The sequence below is a fragment of the Brevibacterium sp. AGC70 genome (assembly GCF_057334195.1).
This window is the reverse complement of sequence record NZ_JBHFIH010000009.1, coordinates 193,658-216,805: the sequence shown is the minus strand read 5'-3', so window position 1 is coordinate 216,805 and position 23,148 is coordinate 193,658. Positions and strand designations below refer to the sequence as shown.

At 61.8% G+C, this 23,148-nt stretch carries 19 protein-coding genes and 2 pseudogenes; 11 read left to right on the top strand and 10 right to left on the bottom strand.

Translation table 11 applies throughout. The features are described from left to right. Positions 1–1,004: 1,004 nt before the first annotated feature. The 3 genes and pseudogenes from ACE03M_RS06440 to ACE03M_RS06430 all read right to left on the bottom strand — a co-directional run. Positions 1,005–1,631, bottom strand: a complete 627-nt coding sequence (locus ACE03M_RS06440) for a hypothetical protein (protein ID WP_485933199.1) — start codon at positions 1,629–1,631, stop codon at positions 1,005–1,007. Between the two features lie 297 nt (positions 1,632–1,928). Beyond that, the gene (locus ACE03M_RS06435; RefSeq protein WP_485933198.1) at positions 1,929–2,300 is read right to left on the bottom strand and encodes a prevent-host-death protein; all 372 of its coding nucleotides are present in this window, start codon (positions 2,298–2,300) and stop codon (positions 1,929–1,931) included. Between the two features lie 156 nt (positions 2,301–2,456). After that, positions 2,457–2,600, bottom strand: a pseudogene (locus ACE03M_RS06430) (IS110 family transposase); the annotation flags it as partial. 169 nt (positions 2,601–2,769) lie between these two features. On the opposite strand from ACE03M_RS06430, the pseudogene ACE03M_RS06425 reads away from it, so the two are divergent. Continuing rightward, positions 2,770–3,030: pseudogene (locus ACE03M_RS06425) on the top strand (IS21 family transposase); the annotation flags it as partial. Between the two features lie 286 nt (positions 3,031–3,316). On the opposite strand, the gene ACE03M_RS06420 reads toward ACE03M_RS06425, so the two are convergent. Together ACE03M_RS06420 and ACE03M_RS06415 are read right to left on the bottom strand one after the other, a co-directional pair. Beyond that, positions 3,317–5,233: an ATP-dependent nuclease gene (locus ACE03M_RS06420; RefSeq protein ID WP_485933197.1), complete on the bottom strand. Its 1,917-nt coding sequence runs from the start codon at positions 5,231–5,233 to the stop codon at positions 3,317–3,319. 493 nt (positions 5,234–5,726) lie between these two features. Then, a complete protein-coding gene (locus ACE03M_RS06415) occupies positions 5,727–6,302 on the bottom strand; it encodes a recombinase family protein (protein WP_485933196.1) in 576 nt (191 codons plus the stop codon). 185 nt (positions 6,303–6,487) lie between these two features. On the opposite strand from ACE03M_RS06415, the gene ACE03M_RS06410 reads away from it, so the two are divergent. Beyond that, on the top strand, positions 6,488–6,964 hold the full coding sequence (locus ACE03M_RS06410) for a TrmH family RNA methyltransferase (RefSeq protein ID WP_485933195.1): 477 nt from the start codon (positions 6,488–6,490) through the stop codon (positions 6,962–6,964). Positions 6,965–7,087: 123 nt separating this feature from the next. Here ACE03M_RS06410 and ACE03M_RS06405 read toward each other — a convergent pair whose 3' ends face one another. Continuing rightward, the gene (locus tag ACE03M_RS06405; protein WP_485933193.1) at positions 7,088–7,930 is read right to left on the bottom strand and encodes an alpha/beta fold hydrolase; all 843 of its coding nucleotides are present in this window, start codon (positions 7,928–7,930) and stop codon (positions 7,088–7,090) included. A gap of 39 nt (positions 7,931–7,969) precedes the next feature. On the opposite strand from ACE03M_RS06405, the gene ACE03M_RS06400 reads away from it, so the two are divergent. After that, a complete protein-coding gene (locus tag ACE03M_RS06400; protein ID WP_485933192.1) occupies positions 7,970–8,554 on the top strand; it encodes a CGNR zinc finger domain-containing protein in 585 nt (194 codons plus the stop codon). Between the two features lie 233 nt (positions 8,555–8,787). Continuing rightward, the gene (locus ACE03M_RS06395; RefSeq protein WP_485933190.1) at positions 8,788–9,558 is read left to right on the top strand and encodes a phosphatase; all 771 of its coding nucleotides are present in this window, start codon (positions 8,788–8,790) and stop codon (positions 9,556–9,558) included. A 45-nt stretch (positions 9,559–9,603) separates the two neighbouring features. Here the strand turns inward: ACE03M_RS06395 and ACE03M_RS06390 are convergent, their stop codons facing one another. Then, positions 9,604–10,155: a YbaK/EbsC family protein gene (locus ACE03M_RS06390; RefSeq protein WP_485933188.1), complete on the bottom strand. Its 552-nt coding sequence runs from the start codon at positions 10,153–10,155 to the stop codon at positions 9,604–9,606. Between the two features lie 176 nt (positions 10,156–10,331). Between ACE03M_RS06390 and ACE03M_RS06385 the strand changes: the two genes are divergently transcribed. Beyond that, positions 10,332–10,586 carry a type B 50S ribosomal protein L31 gene (locus ACE03M_RS06385; RefSeq protein ID WP_143921718.1) on the top strand — a complete coding sequence of 85 codons (255 nt, stop codon included), beginning with the start codon at positions 10,332–10,334 and terminating at the stop codon, positions 10,584–10,586. Positions 10,587–10,701: 115 nt separating this feature from the next. Here the strand turns inward: ACE03M_RS06385 and ACE03M_RS06380 are convergent, their stop codons facing one another. The 3 genes from ACE03M_RS06380 to ACE03M_RS06370 form a co-directional block, all read right to left on the bottom strand. Then, the gene (locus ACE03M_RS06380) at positions 10,702–11,526 is read right to left on the bottom strand and encodes a PfkB family carbohydrate kinase (RefSeq protein WP_485933186.1); all 825 of its coding nucleotides are present in this window, start codon (positions 11,524–11,526) and stop codon (positions 10,702–10,704) included. Positions 11,527–11,571: 45 nt separating this feature from the next. Then, positions 11,572–12,036, bottom strand: a complete 465-nt coding sequence (locus ACE03M_RS06375; RefSeq protein ID WP_485933184.1) for a tRNA (cytidine(34)-2'-O)-methyltransferase — start codon at positions 12,034–12,036, stop codon at positions 11,572–11,574. Between the two features lie 177 nt (positions 12,037–12,213). After that, positions 12,214–12,918, bottom strand: coding sequence for a class I SAM-dependent methyltransferase (locus ACE03M_RS06370; RefSeq protein WP_143921715.1), 705 nt, complete (start codon positions 12,916–12,918; stop codon positions 12,214–12,216). A gap of 263 nt (positions 12,919–13,181) precedes the next feature. Here ACE03M_RS06370 and ACE03M_RS06365 point away from each other — a divergent pair, with 263 nt between their 5' ends. The 6 genes from ACE03M_RS06365 to metX all read left to right on the top strand — a co-directional run bounded on the left by ACE03M_RS06365 (position 13,182) and on the right by metX (position 23,090). Beyond that, positions 13,182–14,861, top strand: a complete 1,680-nt coding sequence (locus tag ACE03M_RS06365; RefSeq protein ID WP_485933183.1) for an HNH endonuclease signature motif containing protein — start codon at positions 13,182–13,184, stop codon at positions 14,859–14,861. A gap of 39 nt (positions 14,862–14,900) precedes the next feature. After that, positions 14,901–15,581 (top strand): DNA recombination/repair protein RecA, encoded by a 681-nt coding sequence (locus tag ACE03M_RS06360; RefSeq protein ID WP_235344295.1) that lies wholly within the window; start codon positions 14,901–14,903, stop codon positions 15,579–15,581. Further along, a complete protein-coding gene (locus ACE03M_RS06355) occupies positions 15,571–17,226 on the top strand; it encodes a Y-family DNA polymerase (RefSeq protein ID WP_485933182.1) in 1,656 nt (551 codons plus the stop codon). Before ACE03M_RS06360 ends, ACE03M_RS06355 begins: the two co-directional genes overlap by 11 nt. Continuing rightward, positions 17,226–20,579: an error-prone DNA polymerase gene (locus tag ACE03M_RS06350; RefSeq protein WP_485933181.1), complete on the top strand. Its 3,354-nt coding sequence runs from the start codon at positions 17,226–17,228 to the stop codon at positions 20,577–20,579. Before ACE03M_RS06355 ends, ACE03M_RS06350 begins: the two co-directional genes overlap by 1 nt. A 152-nt stretch (positions 20,580–20,731) precedes the next feature. Beyond that, positions 20,732–22,054, top strand: coding sequence for an O-acetylhomoserine aminocarboxypropyltransferase/cysteine synthase family protein (locus ACE03M_RS06345; protein WP_143921711.1), 1,323 nt, complete (start codon positions 20,732–20,734; stop codon positions 22,052–22,054). A gap of 1 nt (position 22,055) precedes the next feature. Beyond that, positions 22,056–23,090: a homoserine O-acetyltransferase MetX gene (metX, locus tag ACE03M_RS06340; protein WP_143921710.1), complete on the top strand. Its 1,035-nt coding sequence runs from the start codon at positions 22,056–22,058 to the stop codon at positions 23,088–23,090. Positions 23,091–23,148: the final 58 nt, after the last annotated feature.

Genomic DNA, 23,148 nt, shown 5'->3' with positions numbered 1-23,148 from the left:
GCAACCGGTGCTGGGCCGCGAGATCATCGACATCAGTGCTGGGATCGCTGGAGACGGACTTCGGTGCCTGTCTGTATCCCGCGCCGATGGTCCCGTTCTGGTGGACGCACAAGGAGCTCAGCGGCGGTTCACCTACGGCGGCTGCACGTTCTGCCACCTGCTCGAGGAGCTTTCCGCTCCAATTCCCGATCAGCATCTTGGTGCGAATCCCTGAGCGCAACTGGACAGCCTCAGTGAGCTCCTTGTACGTTGTCGTCCGGTTGTAGTTGCTCGCAGTCTGAACGAGGGAATCGTGTGCGATGGGCACTCAAGCAGCCAAAGCATCGGCAAACTCTGCTTTGGCCCCATTTGCTTCAAAATACGTTCCATGCTCAGACAACATATTCACCATTGTATCGAGCGCGATGTTGTTCCTTGGCTACTTCCTGCCGCTAATCTGAGTTTTTCAAGTTCGTCGACCAAGCCGAGTGTCGCTGGACTCCACCGAGCACTTTACGTGGATCGCTGGGTCTTATAAATCAGGTCCCAATCTTCTTGGTAGTTGACACATACTTCAATCGGACCGTTACCACTAGGTGGAGCTAGCGCCAGTCCACGGATCCTCACCAGTTTCGTTCTATGCGAAGAATGCCGTTCTCGTTGATTCCCGCTTGTGTCCGGGAGATGGAAGGAGCGCAGCCTTTTCCTGGCCGCGGCGCGATTGCCTTGCGGCGATGACGAGTAGTGAACTATAACTCATTGGTTTCGGACCCCGCTGACTCGAATGACGAGGCGCGCCCTGAAGATGCCGCGTACACAGTTCGGTTCCCCATTTGCTTGCGGACAGCATGCGATTAGAGAGACTCGGTCCAGAAAAACGAAAGACTCCGTTCTTCAGCTCGACTAGAACGGGACTGTGACGATTGTGCATGGAGCCGGGGCGCTCCCTCGTAGTCGACGTGCCGCGTTGAGGATCGAAGATTGTTAGTTCGTACTACTTCTGGCTGAACAGCCCCGGCTGTGTCTTAGCTGGTTTTCGGTGGGTTTGATCTGTTGTTACTGCCACCGAGCCAGAACAGCGCGACGTCGACGTCGCGGGCAGACCATGATGATCCGTAGAAGGTAGCGTCTGACCGAATGCTCTCGACAAGGTCTATGTATCGCCCGTATCTCCCCGGTGCTGGTGACAGCGACAAGCCAAGTGTTTCCAGCCCTATCTGAGCACGTCTATCGTAGACAGCCATCCGATGAGGTGCCGCGGCTAATAGAAGTGCAGATGCCAACGCATCTCCAGTCTTGAAGCCAGGCAGGTAGCTCAGGTGCGATCGGCCAGTAGAAGCGGCTTCAGGCACAGTCAACGCTTCGTCATTGACCGAAGTTACAGCATTATGAGTATGACCTCGGACTTCGTCGTCAGGCATGATCATGAGTTCGCGAACCCACCGAGTGTCTGCGCGAAGTCGTTTCCAGAAGAGCAGCGCCCCGATATCAGCCTTGCCGATGCTTGAGCTGGTCTCTATCCAATCGTGGACTTCGTGCAGGACTTCGTCATAATTCTGGGAAGTTCCAGTCTGAAACTCGATGTGTGACCGGGAAAGGGTCTCCCATGCTTCGCGAGAAATCAAAGGAGGGTCGTCGATTGATGCGTTCATGGTTTGAGAATGGCAGAATTTGCAGCACCTAGATGGAGACACGCTGGTAGCGGGCGGAAGTCTCGTTGAAGGTTCTCGACCGACTTTAGTGTTGTGGAGTCGATCCACCCTATTGTCGCGAATCCAGGTCTCTCAACAGCTGAAGTGTTTGGTTGGCGAACCGCTCGATGTTGTGGGGTCTAGGTGCCAGCTCGCCCTTCTTGGCTGTTGCCACGGTCAGGGACCCTCCACGGTCTCGTCTTCGTCGAGCCATTCGAGGTCGGACCGGCCGAGTCCGGCAGCGACCGCCGTGGCCGTCTACTTCCAACTCGTCAGCTCAGCGATCGCCAGGTGCGGCTGGTCGGTGGAGAACGACGCGCGCGGCGTCGACGAGGTCCCGGGCGCAGGACTCCCGATCGGCGAGAGTGTGAGCATCCAGGGGAAGGCCTTGGACATGCGCTCGGCGAGCGTGCCGCTGTCGTCGAGGGTGACGGTGATGAGCTGCGCGGCGAAGTCCAGCAGGCGAGCGCGGCCCTCGGCCTCGCGCTGCGACATTAGGACCAGCGACTCGCCGTCGTGGCGCGTCGCAGTGACGGGGTGGTCCTCGGCCTCCGTGAAGACCTCTGCCGAGCGCTTGCTCAGGTCGGACGAGCGTCTGGTCGCCATGGGGAGGTCTGTTGCGATGGTCATGTATCCATCGTATTCGGAATTCCAGGGTGTGATTGCCGGGAGCTTCTTGTCGTGCCTGGCCAGCGGAGACTACCTGTTGTCTTACGCCACGGTCCTGCTCAGCGAGCTGCTCACGGAGCGTCGGGCGGCCCCAGATCGGCGGCCCTATGTGCCGAGTCAAGCTGCGAGGTCAGCCGGCGCGGGGGTCGGTGGCTGGTAGCAGTTGCCGTCGCGGAGCATCGCGAAAATGACGTTGCGGCGTGCTAGGCAGATGACGGCAGCGTTGTGGCGCTTGCCCTCTGCGTGTTTGCGATAGTAGTAGTGAAGTCAATATTCGCCTCGCTGGGGTCCATCGGTAGCGGACCTGAGAGCCAGTGCGCTCTTCGCCCGGTAGCGGTAGTGGAGGCAGCGGTAATAGTGTGTTCGGGAGCCACCCTGCTTACGCTCCTTCCACCGCGTGCATTGGGCACGCGGCGGAAGGCGCAATGGAATGGTGCGGAAGATCAGAGCGAATCTGATTCTGCAGCTACGCGCGGATGGCTTATCGGGCCGAGCAATAGCGTCGTCGCAGGGCATGTCGGACAAGAGTATCACTGCCGTGCTGGACGCCGCGGAGGCGGCGGCGATCGGCTGGGACGAGGTGGCCGAGCTCGAGGACGAGCCGGTCTACGCGAAGCTGTTCCCGGGTCGGAGTGAGCACGAGAGCGTGTACGCGCAGCCGGACCGGGAATGGGTTCATCGAGAGATGGCGACTAGTGCCATGGCTTGCTCCGTTCATCAAACGTGTGTAATTACTACTTTCAAACGCACCTATTGCTGAACGAGCAATTTAAAGATTTGGGCTCCCAAAAGACGTGCGATCGAGCACCTTTCAAACGCTCGTCCAATCGACCGAATTCTGAACGTTATGCGAGTCGCTCGAAGCTGCACCAAGCACTAATCTCAATCCGACGCTTTATGGACGCGGGCGGACCTTCGCCGACGATATGACCGTGTCGGTTCCATTGCCCGTAAAGTAGTCAATGTAAGAACTGCTATCACCCGATGGTGGTGCGAACTAAGCTTCTGATGCTCTCGATCGGCAACGCTATCTGGCCACGAGGTTCTTCCTCGCAGCGTGTTGAAGCAAGTGCGTATGTTGCAGCATTCTTGTTGCCTACGCCCTGGCCGCTCTTAACTAATTCCTGAAGGGTATCGCTCCAGCCTGGCCAATCACTATTTATGATTGTCTCGAGTGTGTCGTCGACAGCATGCAATTCCCGCGACAGCGCTCCAATCGGGTAATCGAGCTCGTCCAGGTTGAAGTAGCGTTGGAGAGCATGGTTGTTTTTGACATGGTTGCGCACAGCATGATTGATGGCCTTTGAGTTCTCTTTGATCTTGTCGGGATCCGACTCATGCTTCTTCTTCTCGGCCATCCGAGCTTCGCAGCCCGAATCATTGTCGAATACCACCAACGTCGGAATATTAAGTTCACTCAGGATTGCATGGGGGATGTACAGATGCCCTTTTCCTTGCGCCGCTGCGACAGCAATGCCATCTGCGGAAAGGTGCTTAGAACGCGCAGCAATGCCTTCGAACACCGCCTTGTCGTCATCACCCTCGACCAGCATTACGGCATCGGCAAAGAGTGCTTCGGATAGGTGTTGATTACAAACCATGTCCCACCGAGCGGTCACGACTTTCGGGTCGACGTAACTCGTCAATCTAGATGCAACTACAGTCAGCCTTGCATGTGAGATCGTGACCTCAGCGTGCTGACTTGGGGTAGCGATACTTCGCCGAACTCGCCGAATCTCATCGAAGTACCGTGCGTCCACAAAATAGGGTGAATGCGTCGCGTAGGTGATCTGCAGACCGTTGCCGAGATCGCTCGCAAGCGTCCGCAGAACGCTGGAAAACGCACGAGCTTGGGTGGGATGCTGGAAGAGCTCTGGCTCCTCAACGGCTAGGCAGATAACACTCTCTGATTCTTCGCTGGCGGACTTGCTTGCAAGCATTTTCAAGCTGGAGATCAATAGAGCGCGTTGGAATCCATGTCCTTGCCTGTCGACGTCGGTTTGAGTCAACTGGTCTTTGACGGTCACCCGGATTTTCGACATTTGAGGTTTGAGTTCAGGCTCTTCCGCCGATAATTGGATCTTGCGACCGGAGGTGAACGCCTCGATTTCACTGCTGAGGTCAGCACCGAGCGTCTCAAGTTGGGAGTTTAGGTACTCTTTGGAGATGGCCTTACGGCGCTTCGCCACCTCCTCGGCAAGGTCGGAATACGCTTCGTCGGCAGCTGCTCGATCAACCGTCTTTTCGAGTATTCGACTAATAATCGTTCCCCTGGTATCTTGGCTCTCCTCGTTTGCACGAAGATCAGCAGTGACCAGCACGAAATCAAAGATTCCAGAGAGGACGTTTTGCCCATTGAATCCAAATAGATGACGGCCACCTGATTCAGACTCTTCGAGATATTCAGGGTGAGTGTGTTCCCACTCATCCATGGCGGCTTCAATTTTGGCCGCGGACGTCCACTTGGGTAAATCCTGGTCTGGGTGGTCTTCGAGAATCTTCTGCCAGGCTTCTTTCTTGGGGCCAGCTCCAGTAGCAATTCGGACGCGCTCAAAAGGCGGGAAAGTTAAGGCGTTGCCGGTCATCTTGTCCTCGCCATTGGACCACGTGCGCCAAGCCGTAAACGTCTCAGTTCTTGCTGAAGCATACTTGTCGCCTAGAACGGCGCGATCTGTGTTGCTCAAGGTGTCGAAGGTGACTCTTACTCGTACTCTCTGCTGGTTACTTCCCGACCAGACATCCTTCTCGTCGATGACTCCACCATTGAAGAACCAGTCCAACGCACGAAGCACCGAGCTTTTCCCCGCCCCATTAGGGCCGATAAAGGTCGTGATCTGGTTAAAGTCGATCTCGACTTTGTTTAGGCATCGGAAATTCTCAATGCTGACTGACATAATACGCATCCAAACCGCCTTTGGTCTGTTCCACCGATTCGCTGGTAAGCCTTCCATTGAATTGGACCGGCTTCCACTTCTATCAGATTGCTTGTCCGGCAGACGCCCGGCTGGCTGATTCAAGGACAGAATACTTCAGTTGATGTGCGTATGTCGAGCTCGCCGTGGAGTCGCTGAGTGGCCCACTACCAGACGTATTCTAAAGTCGCGAGCTCAAGTTGTTCGTGGTTGTGGGTTTTGTAGTTGCTTGCTCGTCAGAGGACGACGTCTGGTAGGCCGCCGCGCATCCGGACGAACTGCTTCCCGATAGTCTGTGTCCAGCGCCGAGATCCCGGAATCCCACTCAAGCCAGTATCCGCCAGCCTCGCCATAGGGCTCGAGGAGTCTGCTGCACGTGTAGGTTAGGACAAACTGTTACCTATCCGTGCAGCAGTCCCGAACGTCGAGTGACTGAGGAGCACATTGGTTGTGATGGCAGCTCACCTCCGCTGGGTCACGATGATGCCTCTGTAGGGTTCTCGGCTATTAGCACATTGTGCACCGTCCCGACCGAAACGCTGAGTGACTGCGCGATGGAACGCAGGGTCTCTCCCTGGTCGCGCTGGTTGAAGATGGCGGCTCGCATGGCGCGATCGGTGACTTGCGGACGGCCCACGACAGCGCCACCTTCGCGACCTGCTTGCAGCCCGCACTTGATCCTGTCGCTCAGAATGGAGCGTCGGATCTCGGTGATGTCGCGTACCAGTACGCGAATGTCCGACAGCTCGTCGTAGTCACCCGCATCGGAGCCTTCGAGCACCCGGACCGCGACGCTGTGCTCGATCAGGTCGATCAGCACCTCCCAGCCTTCGACCATGCTCTGCGCCAGATCTCTGACCTTCCTGACCACGAGCCGGTCACCGGTGCCAAGCTGCTCCAGCGCAGCGAGAAGCTGCGGCCGGTTCTTGACCAGGCGTCGACGACACGACTGCTCTTCGAACACGTGCGCGCAGATGCGGTCCAGCACATCGCGTTGTCGCTGGACGTCGCGAGAGTCCTCGGTGACTCTCACCAGGCCTACGAGAGCCATGACGTGTGGCTCAGGATCTGGCCACCGGGGCTCGCGCTCGGCGGCGTCGACCCGATTGTAGGAGCTGAGGTTCGCATACGTTAATTGAACACGATGCAGCGATCGCCATGCATTGTCGAATTTTGAATTGTCTCCTGACCAGGAGAAAGAGACCGGTATGAGCTGCCTCCAGGACGTATCGCGCGTTGCATACAGAACAGCGGACGTCTCCACAGCAGACCACAACACCTCCCAACGTGGGCGCGATCTTCCGGTCCGCTGCCGCATTCGGCGTCGACGCTGTTCTGGTGACGCCGAGGTGCGCCGATCCTCTCTACCGACGTTCCATCCGAGTGTCCATGGGCACCGTGTTCCAGGTGCCGTGGACGCGAATAGAAGCGTGGCCCGCCGGAGTCGATGCCCTGCGTGAGCTCGGTTTCCATGTCGCGGCGCTGGCCCTCGACGAGGATTCCGTGGCGATCCGAGAGTTCGCCGCCGATGCGCCTGAGCGCACCGCAATCGTCTTCGGCACCGAGGGCGACGGTCTGCGACGCTCGACAATCGTCGCCTGTGATTCGACTGTGATGATCCCGATGTCCGGGGGAGTCGACTCACTCAACGTCGCGGCCGCCTCGGCGGTGGCCTGCTTCGCTCTGCAGACGGAGCCTGCGGCCGCTCTCTGAGTCGGAGCCTGACGCCGACGACGCGGTCCAAGAGATCCTGCGCGCCGACCAATGTCTCGACCGCTATGGCTCGGCTCTGGGACTCGTGCTTCCCCTCGGCCACAGCGAGGATTCGAGCAGGTGTCAGGCCAGGTAGGGGCGGAGTTTCTCGGTCAGTTTGCTGGGTTGCTCTTCGGGGAGGAAGTGGCCGCAGTCGACCAGCGGCGTGCCGAAGGCGTGTGGGGCGAAGGGCTTCCAGGCGGCGATGACATCGATACCAGAGACAAGTCCGTGATCGCCCCACAGCAGTTGTACCGGGATGTTCACTGTGGTGCCGGCATCGTGATCTGCGCCGTCGTGCAGCAGGTCGATGTCGGTGGCGCGGTAGTCGTCGAAGCCGGCCCGCAACGCGCCAGGCCGGGAGAAGGCTGTCACGTAGTCGGGGATGGCTGGCTCCACGGCATCTCGTTGCATTGTCCATCGCTCGAAGAAGAATCGCAGGTACGCCTCGATGTTCTCGCCGACGAGCAGCTCGGGCAGATCGTCCTTCATGTGGAACAGCCAGTGCCAATAGTTCTGCGCGGTCGAGGTCGTTCCCTTGCGGAATGTGTGCAGAGTGGGAGCCACGTCAAGGAGTGTGAGGTGTGTAAGCATGTCCGGATGGTCCAGTGCGAAGCGGTGCGCCACCCGTGCACCGCGGTCATGGCCGACTATGCGCACCGAGACGTGGCCGAGATGGTCGACCAGCTGACGGATGTCTTGCGCCATCGTTCTCTTGTCGTAGCCGATTCGGGGTTTGTCGGAATGTCCGTACCCGCGAAGATCCGGAGCGACGACGCGGAAGTCCTCGGCAAGCGCGGGAATCACCTGGTCCCAGCACTGCGATGTCTGCGGCCAGCCATGAAGGAGCACGAGCAGGGGCAGGTCTCCTCCGGTGTCGCGGTAACTCATGCGCAGGTTCGGCAGATCCACTGTCTTCATCATCATGCAATCATACTAACCTGTTTAACAGGTTAGAATTGAAAAATGAATGAGTGGCTATTCCACGGCGACGCGCAGAGTCTCGACTTCGTCAACACTCTGCGTGACCGGTGGTCAACGGACCCCCAGGAGACGCTGTCGGCTTCAAGTGACCTCGGTCGATGGGCAGTAATGGCCGGTATTGCCGATCAGGTGTTCCCCGCAACCGAGGGCGAACTGCTCACCGCACGGCGGCTCCGCCGCGCGGTCTACGAGCTTGTCAGGCCCGGTGCCCCGGCACCAGAACGCGCCCACGTAGAGCTGGTGAATCGCTGCCAGCGGCTGGTGCCTGATTCGGAGCTCGCCATCGATGAACGCACCGGCCAGGTGTCCGTCACGTCGCCGTCGAACTGGTCTGCTCAGCGTCTGTTGGGAGTGATTGCGGATGACTTCATCGGGATCGTTCGGGATGGGGGTCTGCTCGAGATCAAGGAATGCGCGCATCACCGGTGCGGGCTGTTGTTTCGCGACTCCTCCCGTGGCAGCAGGCGGCAATGGTGCTCGATGAGCCGGTGTGGAAACCGGGCCAAAGCTCAGCGACACGCGCAGAGATCACCTCGCCCAGGAGGCACGCTCCAGTCACGCAATTGATTGTGTTGGCAGAGCTCATCTACCCGATGTCATTGCGTTCGGCGACACGTTCGTCGTCGAGGTCGGAGCAGGAAAGCGCGAGACCATCGTCATGTTCCGCACGGCAACTGGGAGCACAGACCGCACTGCCGGTCCGCTGACCGGGGACGGAATCGGCTGTGCGAGACTGGTGGCAGGCATTTCGCCCGCAGTTTTCGTGACCTCGAACAACGTGACTCTGAATGAGGAGACCAGTGGATCGCACCACACTCGCCAACGCCCTCGAAACCGCTCGCATCACCGGCGAAGTCGCCACACCCAGAGAGAACAACCTCTCCCACATCCACCGATTCCTCGCACAGGAGAAGCAGTTCGACTTCGGCGTCGAACTCACCCGCGACTGGGATTTCGACTCCGTGTTCGCTCTCATGGTCGATCGTGCGGGCCTGCGTCCGGAGCCGGACTTCATCGAGGGTGTCGACACGATTTCGACCTCGCGCTGCATCGACGCACTCGAGCAGTTGGCAGCGGCAATCGGAGATGTCACTCGAGCCGGGGGAGAGATCCTCTTCGCCACCGGCCACCCCGCCGGGCTGCTTCCCGTGCACATGGCCATCGCCGCGGAAGCCGAAGCCCGCGGTGCCACAATCACCCAGCAGGCCAATGCCGTTCCCGTCTCCGGAATCGGCGGCGACTGCCGACAGATCAACCGTGTGTGGACCTGGCATCAGCACGGTGGCACCCCGCACACCCACCTCGCCGAACCCATGCACGCACTTCTCGACGACATCACCCGCCGAGGCGGCCGGACCCCGGATCTGATCGTGGCCGATCACGGGTGGGCCGGTGCGGCCTCGACCCGGGGTCTGCGCACTCTGGGTTATGCGGATTGCAACGATCCTGCCCTCTTTGTCGCCGAGGCGCAGGGAGCCATCGAGGTCACCGTTCCCCTCGATGACGATGTTGTGCCCTACCTCTACCAACCGCTCATCGACTTCGTCCTCGAACGAGCCGGGCTGAGCTGATCGACGTTCCTGACCAGCGGGTCAGTCGACTGAGCTCTGGTGCGCTCAGCTGATCTCGTTGGCGAGCCCCTCGACCACCTCGGCGGTGGGAAGTGATGCCAATGCCGCGCCAGAGAGCATGAGCTTGGACCCGCGGATGCCCGAGCCGATGATGAGCTCTTTGGCCTCGGCCACACGGGAGTCGATGAGGATCCGGTAGTTGGCGGGCAGACCGATCGGCCCGATGCCGCCGTACTCCATACCCGATTCGCCGACCGCACGATCCATAGGCAGGAATGACGCCTTGCGGACGTCGAGGAGTTTCTTCACGCGCTTGTTCACATCGGCGCGCGTGTTCGCGAGGACCATGCAGGCCGCGATCCTTTCCTCACCGGCGCGTGAACCTGCGACGAGGACGCAGTTGGCCGAAGTCTCAGGCCCGAGGCCGGTGGCGTCGAGCAGGGCCGAAGTGTCAGCGATCTGCGGGTCGATGGCGAAGGCGACGACACCGCCGGTGATCGACGGGATCGCCTCGGCGGTGGGCTCGGCCATGAGATCGGGAGCCGTTGCTGCGGGAATGAGGTCGAATTGCGCGGAGATGCGTTCCTTGGTGTTCATGGCCACAGTTTAGGAGACGGCAGGGGAATCGCTTTGGGCCGGTCCATCAGATAGACTGGACTGTCGCTTCGTGTCCGGTTCCTACGGTACGGGGCGTGTCCAGCAGACGAATTCGGGCACTGGCGGATGGGTCGACCCATACCAGGCGCCTGAGCGGATTCAGCAAAGGTAAGAATATGAAAAAGGACATCCACCCGGAATACGCACCGATCGTGTTCAACGATCTGTCGTCGGGAACCAAGATCCTCACCCGCTCGACCGCGAAGAGCGAAAAGACGATCGAATGGGAAGACGGCAACACCTACCCAGTCATCGACGTTGAGATCTCGAGCGCATCGCACCCGTTCTACACCGGAAAGCAGCGCATCCTCGACTCCGCAGGCCGCGTCGAGAAGTTCAAGGATCGCTACAAGGGCTTCGGCAAGCGCTGATCCCCTGTCGGTTTCGACCGATCAGACGGTTCCGACCGTCACGCATGAACCATGCGAACTGCCCCGCACACCTGAGACGGTGTGCGGGGCAGTTCTTTTGCTCTGTGCTCAGTTGTCAGTCCACGCTGACGCGGACGTCTGGCGACGGCTGAGTCCGTGCCGCAGGGTGGAACAGCGAGGCAACGCCGGTGGCATTGCCGAGGCAGTTCGCGATGCCGTGGGCGACCTTCTCCTTCGCCGAGACGACCGCGTCCTCAATGCTCAGCCCGGTGGCGATGCCAGCGGCGATGGATGAGGCGAACGAACAGCCTGCACCGTTGACGAGCTTCTCGTTGACCTTGCGTGAACGCAGCGTCGTGACGCTCTCGCCGTCGAAGAGGATGTCGATCGCGTCATCACCGGCTAGGCGTGCACCGCCTTTGACGACGACGTTTTCGGCACCCTGACCGTGGATGATCTTCGCGGCCTCGATCATTCCCTCAACCGAATCGATCGGATCGATGCCGGCCAGCGTCGCAGCCTCCTCGAGATTCGGGGTGATGACGGTGGCCAAGGGGACGAGATTGTCGACGAAGAGATCCTTGAGATCGACCATCGTGCCCGCTCCCTTGCACACGAGGACGGGGTCGAAGACATAGGGCAGCTCATTCGTCTTCAGCTTCTCCGCCAGGACGAGAGCGTTCTCCACGGACCCGAGCATGCCCGACTTGATCGCATCGAACGTGTGCACGGCCAGCGTCGATTCGAGCTGCCTCGTCACAACCTCGGGGTCGATGAATTCGATGACGTGACTGAAGCCGTCATTCGGATCGAAGGTGACGATGCAGGTCACGGCGGCGGTGCCGAACGCGCCGTACTCTTCGAACATCTTCAGGTCAGCTTCGAGCCCTGCTCCACCTGAGACATCGGAGCCGGCGATCGTGAGCACTTTGGAGGTCATAGTGGTCCTTTCGGGAATTGCTGTCGGGCAGAAGTCTACGCGCGTTCAGGCACCGGCGTATCCCTGCTGTCGCCAGGCCTCGTAGATCGCGATCGACGCAGAATTCGCGAGGTTGAGTGAGCGCCGCGACGGCAGCATCGGGATGCGCACGGACAGGTCCACATGCTCATCATCGACGACTGCATCGGGCAGGCCCGTCGACTCCTGACCGAAGAGGAGGACATCACCGTCACAGTAGTCCACCTCGGCGAAGGACTGCTCCGTATGGGTGGTGAATGCGATGACCCGACGCTCGCCGAGGTGGTTCCACAGATCCGACAGAGACGCGTGGACCGTGACGTGGGCGAGATCGTGATAATCGAGTCCCGCACGACGCAGCTTCGCATCAGAGAGGTCGAAGCCCAAGGGCTCGACGAGGTGGAGGTGGGCCCCCGTGACCGCGGCCAGGCGTATGGCGTTGCCGGTGTTGCCGGGGATCTCAGGTGTGTGGAAGACGATGTCGATGTTCATATGAGTTCCATTTTGTCACTGTTCGCAAGTCGTTTCTGCCGTCATTCCAGCCAGGTGGATTCGAATGCGGGGAAGAACGTCGCTCCACCTCGGCGGATGATGTCACTCCTTCGTAACTGTTGGTCCGGTCCCTTGTGACTGGAGTAGGCGATACGGGCTGATTCCTGGGGATGGGAGTCAGGCTGGCTGGCGGACGAGCAGGTAGCCCTGCCGCGTCGCCTCTGGGAATCGGCCCGCTTGGTCCGGTTCCCGTTCGAGCCGGGTCACGGGGACGAAGCCGTGGTCAGCGAGAACCGTGAGAACCTGATCGATCGAGCGACGGTGGAAGTCGAGATCGACCGTGAAGCCGGCGGCCTTCGCCTGATGGTCGATTCGATCGCCGAGCTGGAAGGCCAATTGGAACAGCCCGCCTGGCCGCAGCACTCGTGCCGCCTCAGCAAAGACTGTGTGCAGGGACTCATCGGGAACGTGGATGATGGAATACCACGCGAGGAGTCCGGAGAAGCTGTCGTCGCCGTAGGGCAGTGCTGTCATGGTTCCGGTGGTGAAGTCGAGGGTGGGGTAGTGGCGCGTTGCCAGGGCGATCATGGCGGGGGAGAGGTCGAGGCCCGACGGAGTCAGACCCAGGGCGGCAAGGAATGCGGTGATCCGACCGGGGCCGCACCCGATTTCCAGCGTCTGGGAATCTCCTGTGGCGAGCACGAGTTCCGAAAAGGCACCGAGAACTGCTCGATCGTGTGGCTTGGCCGTGAGCTCGTCTGCAATCCAGCCCGTATAGGTCTCGGCGATCGCATCGTAGGAGACTCGGGTGGCTGTCTCTCGGTCCGAATCCTGGGGGCTGCTATGGGAGAGGACCGCGCCGTCATTCGTCTCATCGCTCATGCGAACAGCCTACGGTGTGACGCTGCGATTGAGCCTGGTGCGTCCCCGCGGGGACGCATTCACATTCGGAGGATTCGTATCATCTAGAACATATACATTGAGATGTCGAATGAGATTAGAAGATGACAATCTTATTCATCAGAGTGGATCATGATGATCCGGACGTCATGTCAGTGGTGCCTCGTATGGTTAAAGTCTGGTTCGAGGTCATGGGGACTCGCGAACCGAACGGCCACAGGGGCCGAAGGGGAAAGGTGGGAACCATGGTCGAGAACACGGCGGCAGATCCATTTGCGGACTATCCGGACCCGTTCTCAGATTCAGAGATTCTCAAATCGATGAGCGTCGATCCCAGCGACTACAGCAGAGACTCGAGGGCGCAGGCAGAAGCTCCGCATGCCGAGCCGAGCCCTGGAGGTCGCGCTGGCGGTGAGACGGATGCGGATCCTCAGGCGGACACAGGGACTGGGCTCGGCGACCTCACCTCCGAAGAGCTGGTTGCCGACATTCGACGCAACATCTCGTGCATCGCCTTCTGCCATGCCCGTGTCATTGCACTCATCGACGAGGTCGAACGCCGAGGCCTGTGGGCACAGTGGGTGGGCGTGACATCGCTGCCTCAGTGGGTCATGCACATCGCTGCTGTCAGTGCACATACCGCACGTGAATACGTCCGCGTGATGATGGCGCTGCGCGAAATGCCCAAGGTCAAGGAGGGTCTGGGGGAGGGGAATGTCAGCTTCTCCAAGGTGCGCGAGGTCACCAGGCTGGTGGGGCGGATCCCTGATGAGGAGGCCTTGCGCTTAGCCGATGTCTCCACCGGGAGCCAGATCGGTGTGATAGCTCGCAACTACCTCCAGCTGTCCGACGCGAACGAGGCCGGTGGGCCACCTCGCTTCCTTCCACGCGACAGCGTGAGTATGCGGACCACCGAATCCGGGCGGACCCGCATCACGATCGACCTGGGCGAGGATGAAGCCGCTGAGTTCTCCTCGATGCTCGACGCTGCTCGGCATGTCCTCGAACAGCAGTCCGGCACGAATGGGCAGTCCGACACGGAAGAGGTCGACACGGACGAGCAGGTTGAGAAGCCGCCGTACGAGCCGATCTCGCAGGTCATGTGCCTGATGGAGATCGTGCATGCGTTTCCGCAGGCAGAGTCGTCCGGCACCGTTGACGTCGACCGCGCCCGCATGCTCGTGCATGCCTCCGCCGAGGTGGTGACCAGATTCGGTGCCCTCGATGCTGCAGACGCCGAGTACGAGACTACCGAGCACGAGACCACCGGTGCTGTCCTCGACGACGTCCCCGCGGGGACGCCTGTGGTCGGGAAGAGGGACCTGACCTGTCGTGTTGACGGCTTCGGAGGCGTCACCTCGGCGACGGCGGAACGGCTGAGCTGCGAAGCCCTGATCAGTGGGGCGATCAAGGACGCCGACGGAGACGTGCTCATGCTCGGCCGTTCGAAGAGGCTGGTGAGCAGACGCCAACGCCTGGCGCTGAGCGCACGGGACATGGGATGCCAGTTCCCGGGCTGCCGCGCCCGCAGGAGGTGTGACGCTCACCATGTCCGTCCGTGGTCACAGGGCGGAGCGACGGACCTGGACAATCTCATCCTGCTCTGCCGCACGCACCACACGGCGGTGCACAAATATGAGTTGAATATCTCACGGACCCCAGCACCATTCGCCGGAACGCTGGACGGACAGGCGGCATTCGCCTTCTTCCTGCCCGACGGCTCGCAGCTGCTTCCCCTCGAGGAGAGGAGGCGAGGGCGCCACGTCTTCGACACTGCGCGGCTGGTGAAAGTTGCCGAAAAGGCGGTAGCCGAAGCGGATCCGAGCACTCTCGGCGGTGGGTACGGCTTCAGCCTGGACTATTGCATTGCGTGGATGTTCGAAGCGGAATGGCGACACGCCCGGGCGAACAATGCCGCTGCGTAAATCTTGCCTATTTAGAACACTAGTTCGATAATGGATGTCATGTCTGCAGTACCACTCGTTGAACAGCTCAGCCGGGAGATGGGTATCTCCACGGCCACTGCTCTGTTCGATGGGCCTGCCCCCCGCGCTGTGGATCCGGTGCTGGCACCGATGTTTCGGCGAGGCGGTCTTCCCAGGGGTGAGATCGTGACACTGACCGGGGGCCAGTCCTTGAGCTGTGCCCTCGCTGCGATCGCCGTCGCAACCCAGGAGCAGAAATGGTGCGCCGGCATCGGACTCGGAGAACCGGCCGTGTCGTCCATTGCCGATCTGGGCGTTGACCTCGACCATTTCGTCAACCTCGTCACCCCCGCCGAAGACTGGCTGCGGGTGGCCTCCATCCTCATCGAGTCCTTCGATATCCTCGTCATCGACCCGGGATTTCTGCCCAGCGCTGGGGAACGCGCCCGGCTGCTGGCGAAGGTGCGCGAACGTAAGATCAGCCTCATCAGTCTGACGTCGATGCCTGGAAGCACGGAGCAGATCGAGATCACCGATACACAGTGGTCGGGCACGGAACACGGCCATGGACGTCTCCGCTCCTGCCTCGTGCAGGCCCGATCTCAGACCGGCGTCCACCGGTTCCTGTTGCCCGGACCGGACGGGACTCCTGCCGAGGCACCCGCACCTTCCCCATCTGAGGGTGTATTCGAACGGCCGGTGATCCGCAGTGTCAGCTGACGCCGCTGCTGAGCCCAGGGCTGTGCGCACCGGCACCGCTGACCGTCGCACGCTGGTTCTGACCGTCCCCGATTGGTCCGCGGTGGCGGCCGCGACCGAGCATGACCTCAGCCCTCGCACTCCGGTGGCGGTTCTCAGCGGGGGCAAGGTGATGGCAGCCAATGCGCCTGCGCGCGCAGCCGGAATCGCTCTGGGCAACAACAAACGTGCGGTCGGGTACCGCTGTCCCGAAGCACACGTGGTGGCCTGGGACGAGGAGGCAGACAACAGGCACTTCTCCGCAGGAGTCGGAGCGCTCGAAGAACTCGTGGCGCGGTTCACTCTGCTCAGCCCCGGCACGCTCGCCATTCCCCTCGACTCGCTCAAACACGGCTATGACGATGAGCCCACCGCCGTGGAGGCGCTGATCTCCGCACTCGTATCGGTCACCGGGTGGGAGTTCTTCCCCGGCATTGCTGACACCGTGTTCGCGGCAGTCCTCGCCGCGGGGCAGGCACGCCGGGTCGAGCCAGGGCAGACCACGGAGTTCTTGGCCGCTCAGCCGATCAGCACCCTCGAATATGCCGGGGCAGGCGCGACCGAACTCATCGACACCTTCACCCAGCTGGGTCTGCGGACCCTGGGGGACCTGGCCGACATCGACGCGCGGGACGTGAACTCACGATTCGGGGCACTGGGCAAACGCGCGCACGATCTGGCCACAGGAACCGAGTGGACGCCGTTGAATGATCATGTCCGGGAGGAACGACTCAATGTCGAACTCGGTCTGGACACACCGACCACCCGCAGTGACACTTTGGGATTCCTGACCCGCCAGCTCGCCGCCGACCTTCTGACCACAGTGCGGCGCCGAGGGCTCGTGTGCACGCAGATCACAATCGAGCTCATCGCTGTCTCAGGGCAGTCCTCGAAGCGGACTTGGCGGATCGAGGACATGAACGAGAACACCATCGCCGATCGTCTGCGGTGGCAGGCAGAGGGATGGTTGGCAGGGGCCGCTCGAAAGGGACCGGCCGCACCTCAGCTCGGGTCGACTCCCGAGTTCGAGTCGGCTCCCGACGAGCCCGGTCCCGACCCGGAAGACTTCTCCGAAGAGGGCATCATCGCTCTGGGCCTCGTGGCCGCGGAGCTGACCACCCCCATCGGTGCGACGAAGAGCCTGTTCGATGAGAACACCGGGCAGGTCACCCACACGCTGGAGCGGCTGCAGGGACTGTTCGGTCCCGATTCGGTCCTGGTCCCGGGGCTGCAGGGCGGATGGGATCCGGCCGAGACGAATCTGTGGACACCGTGGCAGCAAGCGGCATCACCTGTGCGCAGCCCCGGCGCACCCTGGCCCGGGGCGCTGCACGCACCCCGACCGACGACGGTCGAACGTCTGCCCGTCGACGTGATCGCCGCGGGAGGCCGACCGGTGGGAGCACGTCCCGCTGGCCTGGAATCGGTGCCGTATGCGATCCGCTTTCCAACCGGAACCGCCGAGGCGGTCATTGACTATTCGGGCTCCTGGCCTGTCGAATCCGGTTGGTGGGATCCGACGAAAGCCATCTACCGGACCCGGCTGCAGGTCGTCACCGACTCGGGGCAGGCACTGCTGCTGAGCAAAGAGAACGGCCAGTGGTACATCACCGGCCGGTACCGCTGATGGGCTTCTCGAATCCGCGCACCCCCTGGTCCCAGCTGGCTCAGAGGCTGGAGGGCAAACAGGCCAGCCGCAAACAGGTCGCCGACAGGCAGACGGTCAACAGGCAGGCGGTTGACGAACATGCCGACGGATCCGACGCGCCCGCCTTCTCCCGCCCCGACCGCCATCAGGTGTCGGTGGGACCCGGCGGCTCCGATGGCACCGGACGGTATTCGGGACCTGGCCAGGGGCCCATTCTGCGCACTTCGACCGTCGAGTGGGCCGAGCTGCATGTGCACTCCCAGTTCAGCTTCCTCGATGGGGCCTCCGACCCTGAGGAGCTCGTGGCCGTAGGTGCGGCCGCGGGGCTGAGGTCCTTAGCGCTGACCGATCACAATGGTCTCTACGGTGCGGTGCGGTTCGCCCATGCCGCCGCCGAGGTGGGGCTGCCTACCGTCTTCGGCGCGGAGCTGTCCGTGGGGTTGGAGGAGAAGATCCCCGGCCAGACCGATCCCGACGCCACCCACCTTTTAGTCCTTGCCCGCGGAGTCGAGGGGTATCACCGACTGTCGATGGCCATCACCGAGGCCAACCTGGCAGGGGAGAAGAACCGGCCGGTGTTCGGTCTCGAAGAGCTGGCCGCGATGAGCGGGGACTGGACGATCCTCACCGGCTGTCGCAAAGGTCCCCTGCGCCGAGCCCTGAATGATTCCGACGGTGGGCTCGGAGCCCTGCGTGAGCTCATCGCGCTCTTCGGAGCCGACCGGATCGCGGTCGAACTCAGCCGGGACGGAACCCCGGACGACGATGAACGGCTGCGCCACCTCGGCGAGCTTGCACAGCGGACCAATCTTCCGGTCGTAGCCAGCAACAGTGTGCACTTCGCTACCCGAGCGCAATGGAAGTCCGCGCAGGTGAGGGCCTCGGTGAGGTCTCGACTGTCCCTCGACGAGCTGGCCGGGTGGCTGCCGGCGACAGCGAATGCCCGGATCCATACGGGCGAGGAGATGGCCGCACGCTTCCCTCGGCAGGCCTTGGAGAACGCGGTGGCCATCGGCCAGGAATGCTCCTTCGTCCTCAACTCGGCTCGTCCGGATCTGCCGCGTGCTCCGATGCCCGATGACCGCGGGGCCGAAGAGTATCTGCGCGAGCTCATTGAAGACCGCGGTGCCAGACGCTACGGATCCCGGGCTGCGAACCCGAAGGCATGGGCGCAGCTCGATCGGGAGATGAACATGATCGCGACGCTGGGGTTCTGCGGATACTTCCTCATCGTCTACGACATCACCGAGTTCTGCCATCGGGTGGCCATCTTCTGCCAGGGCAGAGGTTCGGCTGCGAACTCCGCCGTCTGCTATGTCCTCGACATCACCGCCGTCGACGCGGTCAAGCATGAACTCCTCTTCGACCGTTTCCTCTCACCGGATCGCAAGGGCTATCCGGACATCGACATCGACATCGAATCGGGCAGGAGGGAGGAGGTCATCCAATACGTCTATGATCATTTCGGCCGTGAACGGGCCGCTCAGGTCGCGAACGTCATCACCTATCGGGCGAAGTCGGCGATCAGGGATGCGGCCTTCAGTCTGGGTTACGAACCGGGTCAGCAGGATGCGTTCTCAAAAGCCAGCAACCGCTGGTCGACTCTGCCCGAAGCCGAGGATTCCCCGGTCCCGGCCCCGGTGCTCAGAATCGCCGGTGACCTCCTGGGCTCACCCCGTCACCTGGGCATCCACTCCGGTGGCATGATCCTTGCCGACCGTCCCATCGGTGAGGTCGTCCCGATCGAGAAGGCCACGATGGGCCATCGCACCGTCGTCCAATGGGACAAGGACGACTGCGCCGCCATGGACCTGGTGAAGTTCGACCTGTTGGGGCTGGGCATGCTCACAGCACTGCACGAGATGGTCGATCTCGTCCACCGGCACACGGGTGAGCTCATCGAACGCGCCCACATCGACGACGAGGACAACCGTGTCTACGAGATGCTGCAGAAGGCCGATGCGGTGGGTGTCTTCCAGGTCGAATCGCGAGCCCAGCTGGCGACCCTTCCCCGTCTGCGTCCCGAGACGTTCTACGATCTCGCCGTCCAGGTCGCACTCATTAGGCCCGGCCCCATCCAGGGCGGGTCCGTCCACCCCTACATCCGCAGACGGCAGGGCCTCGACGAGGTCGAATACCTCCACCCGCTGCTGCAGAAGTCCCTGGCCAAGACCTACGGGGTACCGCTGTTCCAAGAGCAGCTCATGCAGATGGCCATCGACGTCGGCGGCTTCACCGGTGCCGACGCCGACCAGCTACGGCAGGCCATGGGATCACGGCGGTCAGAGAAGCGGATGACCGAACTGGCGCAGAAGTTCCAGACCGGTGCCGCAGCCAAGGGCGTCGACGAGGAGACCGCGGAGTCCATCTTCTCCACGATTGCCGCGTTCGCGAACTACGGGTTCCCCGAATCCCATGCGATCAGCTTCGCGAACCTCGTCTACCAGTCGGCCTGGTTCAAATATCATCACCATGCGGCGTTCACCGTGGGGCTGCTGCGCAGTCAGCCGATGGGCTTCTACTCACCGCAGTCCCTCGTTGCCGACGCCCGTCGCCACGGTGTGAAGATCCTGCCCGTGGACATTCGCCACTCGATGGCCGGCAGCGATCTGGAGCGCGTCGAGACCTCAGGCGAGTTCGGGATCCGGTTGGGTCTGGACTCGGTGGCCCATGTCGGCTCCTTCGCCGAGGTGATCGTGACCGAACGCGCGAACGCACCATTCACCTCGGTGACGGACCTGGCGGAGAGGACCGGAATCGGAAAGCAGGCACTCGAAGGGCTCGCCACCGCAGGGGCGCTGAGCAGCTTCGACCTCGACCGCAGACAGGCACTGTGGCTGGCCGGAGGCGTCGCGGGAGCACACCCGGGCGTGCTCCCGGGAACCGCCACGATCTCCTCGGCGCCGAGCCTGCCGACCATGGATGCCTTCGACACGACCCTGGCCGAACTCTTCTCCACCGGGATCACCGTCGACGGATACCCGACCGAGATCCTGCGAGCGTCCCTGCTCGAACGGGGTTATGCCTCGACGGCGGATGCCGCAGCGGCTGCGGACGGGACCCGGATGACGGTGGCCGCCATCGTCACACACCGACAGCGCCCGGCCACCGCTTCGGGGATCACATTCATCAACCTCGAGGACGAATTCGGGATGCTCAACGTCGTCGCCACTGCCGGGCTGATGAAACGCTTCCGGCCGATCGCGACCTCGCGCAACGCGCTCGTGGTCACCGGGCTGATCCAACGCGGGGGAGAGGTCGTGAGCCTCTACGCCCACAAGCTCATCCCGCTCGAGGTGCAGCTGCCGACCAAGGCCCGCAACTTCCGCTGATGATGTGTGACGGAACATGACGACACATGACACGAAGATGACGAGATCACATCGGGGAAGTCACAGAGTCCATGAGAGTAGAGCCATCACCACCACTCGCATCACCCGCATGAACCATTGCGGGCGAACCCGTCGCATCCGAAGGAGACATCATGGCTCAGTCATTCGAAACCCGCCAGATCCACGCCGGTCAGACACCCGATCCGGTCACCGGGGCCCGCGCGCTGCCCATCCACCAGACGACCTCGTTCGTCTTCGACAGCAATGAGACTGCCGCGAATCGCTTCGCACTCGCAGAGCTCGGCCCTATCTACACCCGCATCACCAACCCGACCACTGAGGTCGTGGAGAACCGCATCGCCGACCTCGAAGGCGGCGTCCACGCCGTACTCACAGCATCGGGACAGTCAGCAGCCCTGCTGGCGATCACGAACATCGCTGAGGCCGGTGACCACATTGTGGCCAGTTCCAGCCTCTACGGCGGAACCTACAACCTGCTTCACGTGACCCTGCGCAAGCTGGGCATCGAGACCACATTCGTCGACGTCGATGACCTCGATGGCTGGAAGTCAGCAGTGCAGGACAACACCAAGCTCTTCTTCGCCGAGGTTGTCTCCAACCCCCGCTCCGATGTCCTCGACATTGCCGCTGTAGCTGACGTCGCACACGAGGCCGGTGTTCCGCTCTTCACCGACAACACACTGGCCACCCCCTACCTGGTGCGCCCGATCGAGCACGGTGCCGACGTCGTCCTCCACTCGGCCACGAAATACCTCGGCGGACACGGCAACTCGATCGCCGGTGTCGTCATCGACAGCGGAAACTTCGACTACGGCACGCAGCCGGAGAAGTTCCCCGGCTTCAACACCCCGGATGAGTCCTACAACGGTCTGGTCTACGCTCGCGATCTCGGCGCGGATTCGCCGTTCGGCGCAAACGTCTCCTTCGGCCTCAAGGCCCGTGTGCAGGGTCTGCGCGACCTCGGACCGGCCGCCAGCCCGTTCAATGCATTCCTCATCGCCCAGGGAATCGAAACCCTGAGCCTGCGCATCGACCGCCATGTCGAGAACGCGAACAAGGTTGCCGCCTACCTCGAGAACCACGAACAGGTCAGCCGGGTCGCCTTCGCCGGACTCGAGTCCAGCCCCTGGCACGATAAAGCCAAGAGGTACCTGCCGAACGGTGTCGGATCGGTCCTTGGCTTCGACATCGCCGGAGGCTTCGACGCCGCTGTGGCATTCGTCGATGCCCTTGAACTGCACTCCCACGTGGCCAATATCGGCGACGTCCGCTCGCTGGTCATCCACCCGGCATCGACAACCCATGCCCAGCTGGACGAAGAAGCACAGATTGCCGCCGGCGTGAATCCCGCCTTCGTGCGTCTGTCCGTGGGACTCGAAGGCAGCGACGACATCATCGCCGACATCGACAAGGGCTTCGCCGCTGCCGCAGCGAAGGCATCGGCCGCCGCCTGACATGACTACCCAGAGCACTTCCGTCGAGCGAATTCTGGGCTTCGTCACAGAATCCGGACACACGTTCGGGACTGTCGAAGTCGCCTATGAGACCTTCGGCACACTCAACACGGACCGCAGCAATGCGATCCTGGTCGAACACGCCCTGACCGGCGATACCAGCGTCACCGAATGGTGGGCAGGAGTCGTCGGTCCGGGCGAGGCGATCGACACGAACGAATACTTCGTGGTGTGTGCGAATTCGCTCGGCGGGTGCTCGGGAACCACCGGTCCGCAGTCTGTCTATGACGACGGTCTGCCCTACGGATCACGATTCCCAGCGGTCACGATCCGCGATATGGCCCGACTGGAACACAATCTCGCACAGATCCTCGGCATCGACTCCTGGCATGCCGTCATCGGCGGATCGATGGGCGGAGCCAGAGCCCTCGAATTCGCACTTCTCGACAAACGCAAAGTGAAGAAGTGCGCGATCATCGCAGCACCGGCCTTCTGCGACGCCGATCAGATCGCCTGGGCGATGATGCAGGAACGCGCGATCGAACTCGACCCCGATTACTATTCCGGTGACTACACCGCGGTCGGCGCCTTCCCTGCACAAGGATTGGGCCTGGCCCGCCAGATCGCCCACCTGACCTACCGCAATGATGCGGAGCTCAACCACCGATTCTCCAGCCGGCGCAGATCGCCTGACTATCACGAAGTCACTTCGTACCTCGACTACCAGGCGAAGAAGCTCACCGCTCGATTCGACCCCCACAGCTACGTCGTGCTTTCTCGCGCCCTGCGCGATCACGACGTGCGCACCGGTCGCTCCCAGGACTTAGCGACTGCATTGGCCGATGCCTGCACCGACAACCTCGTCGTCTCAGTCTCCTCTGATCGGCTGTTCCCGACCGCACAGGTCGAACTGCTCGCGCAGAATCTGCCCGGAGCGGTCACCCATCATGTCATCGAATCCGAGGTCGGTCACGACGGTTTCCTCACGGAGACTGCGGCGGTCTCGGCGGCGCTGAAGGACTTTCTCCGCGCCTGAACGCGTTCAAATTCCTCCGATTGCGCTGAACACAGCCCCGGGCTCAACGTGAGAGGGC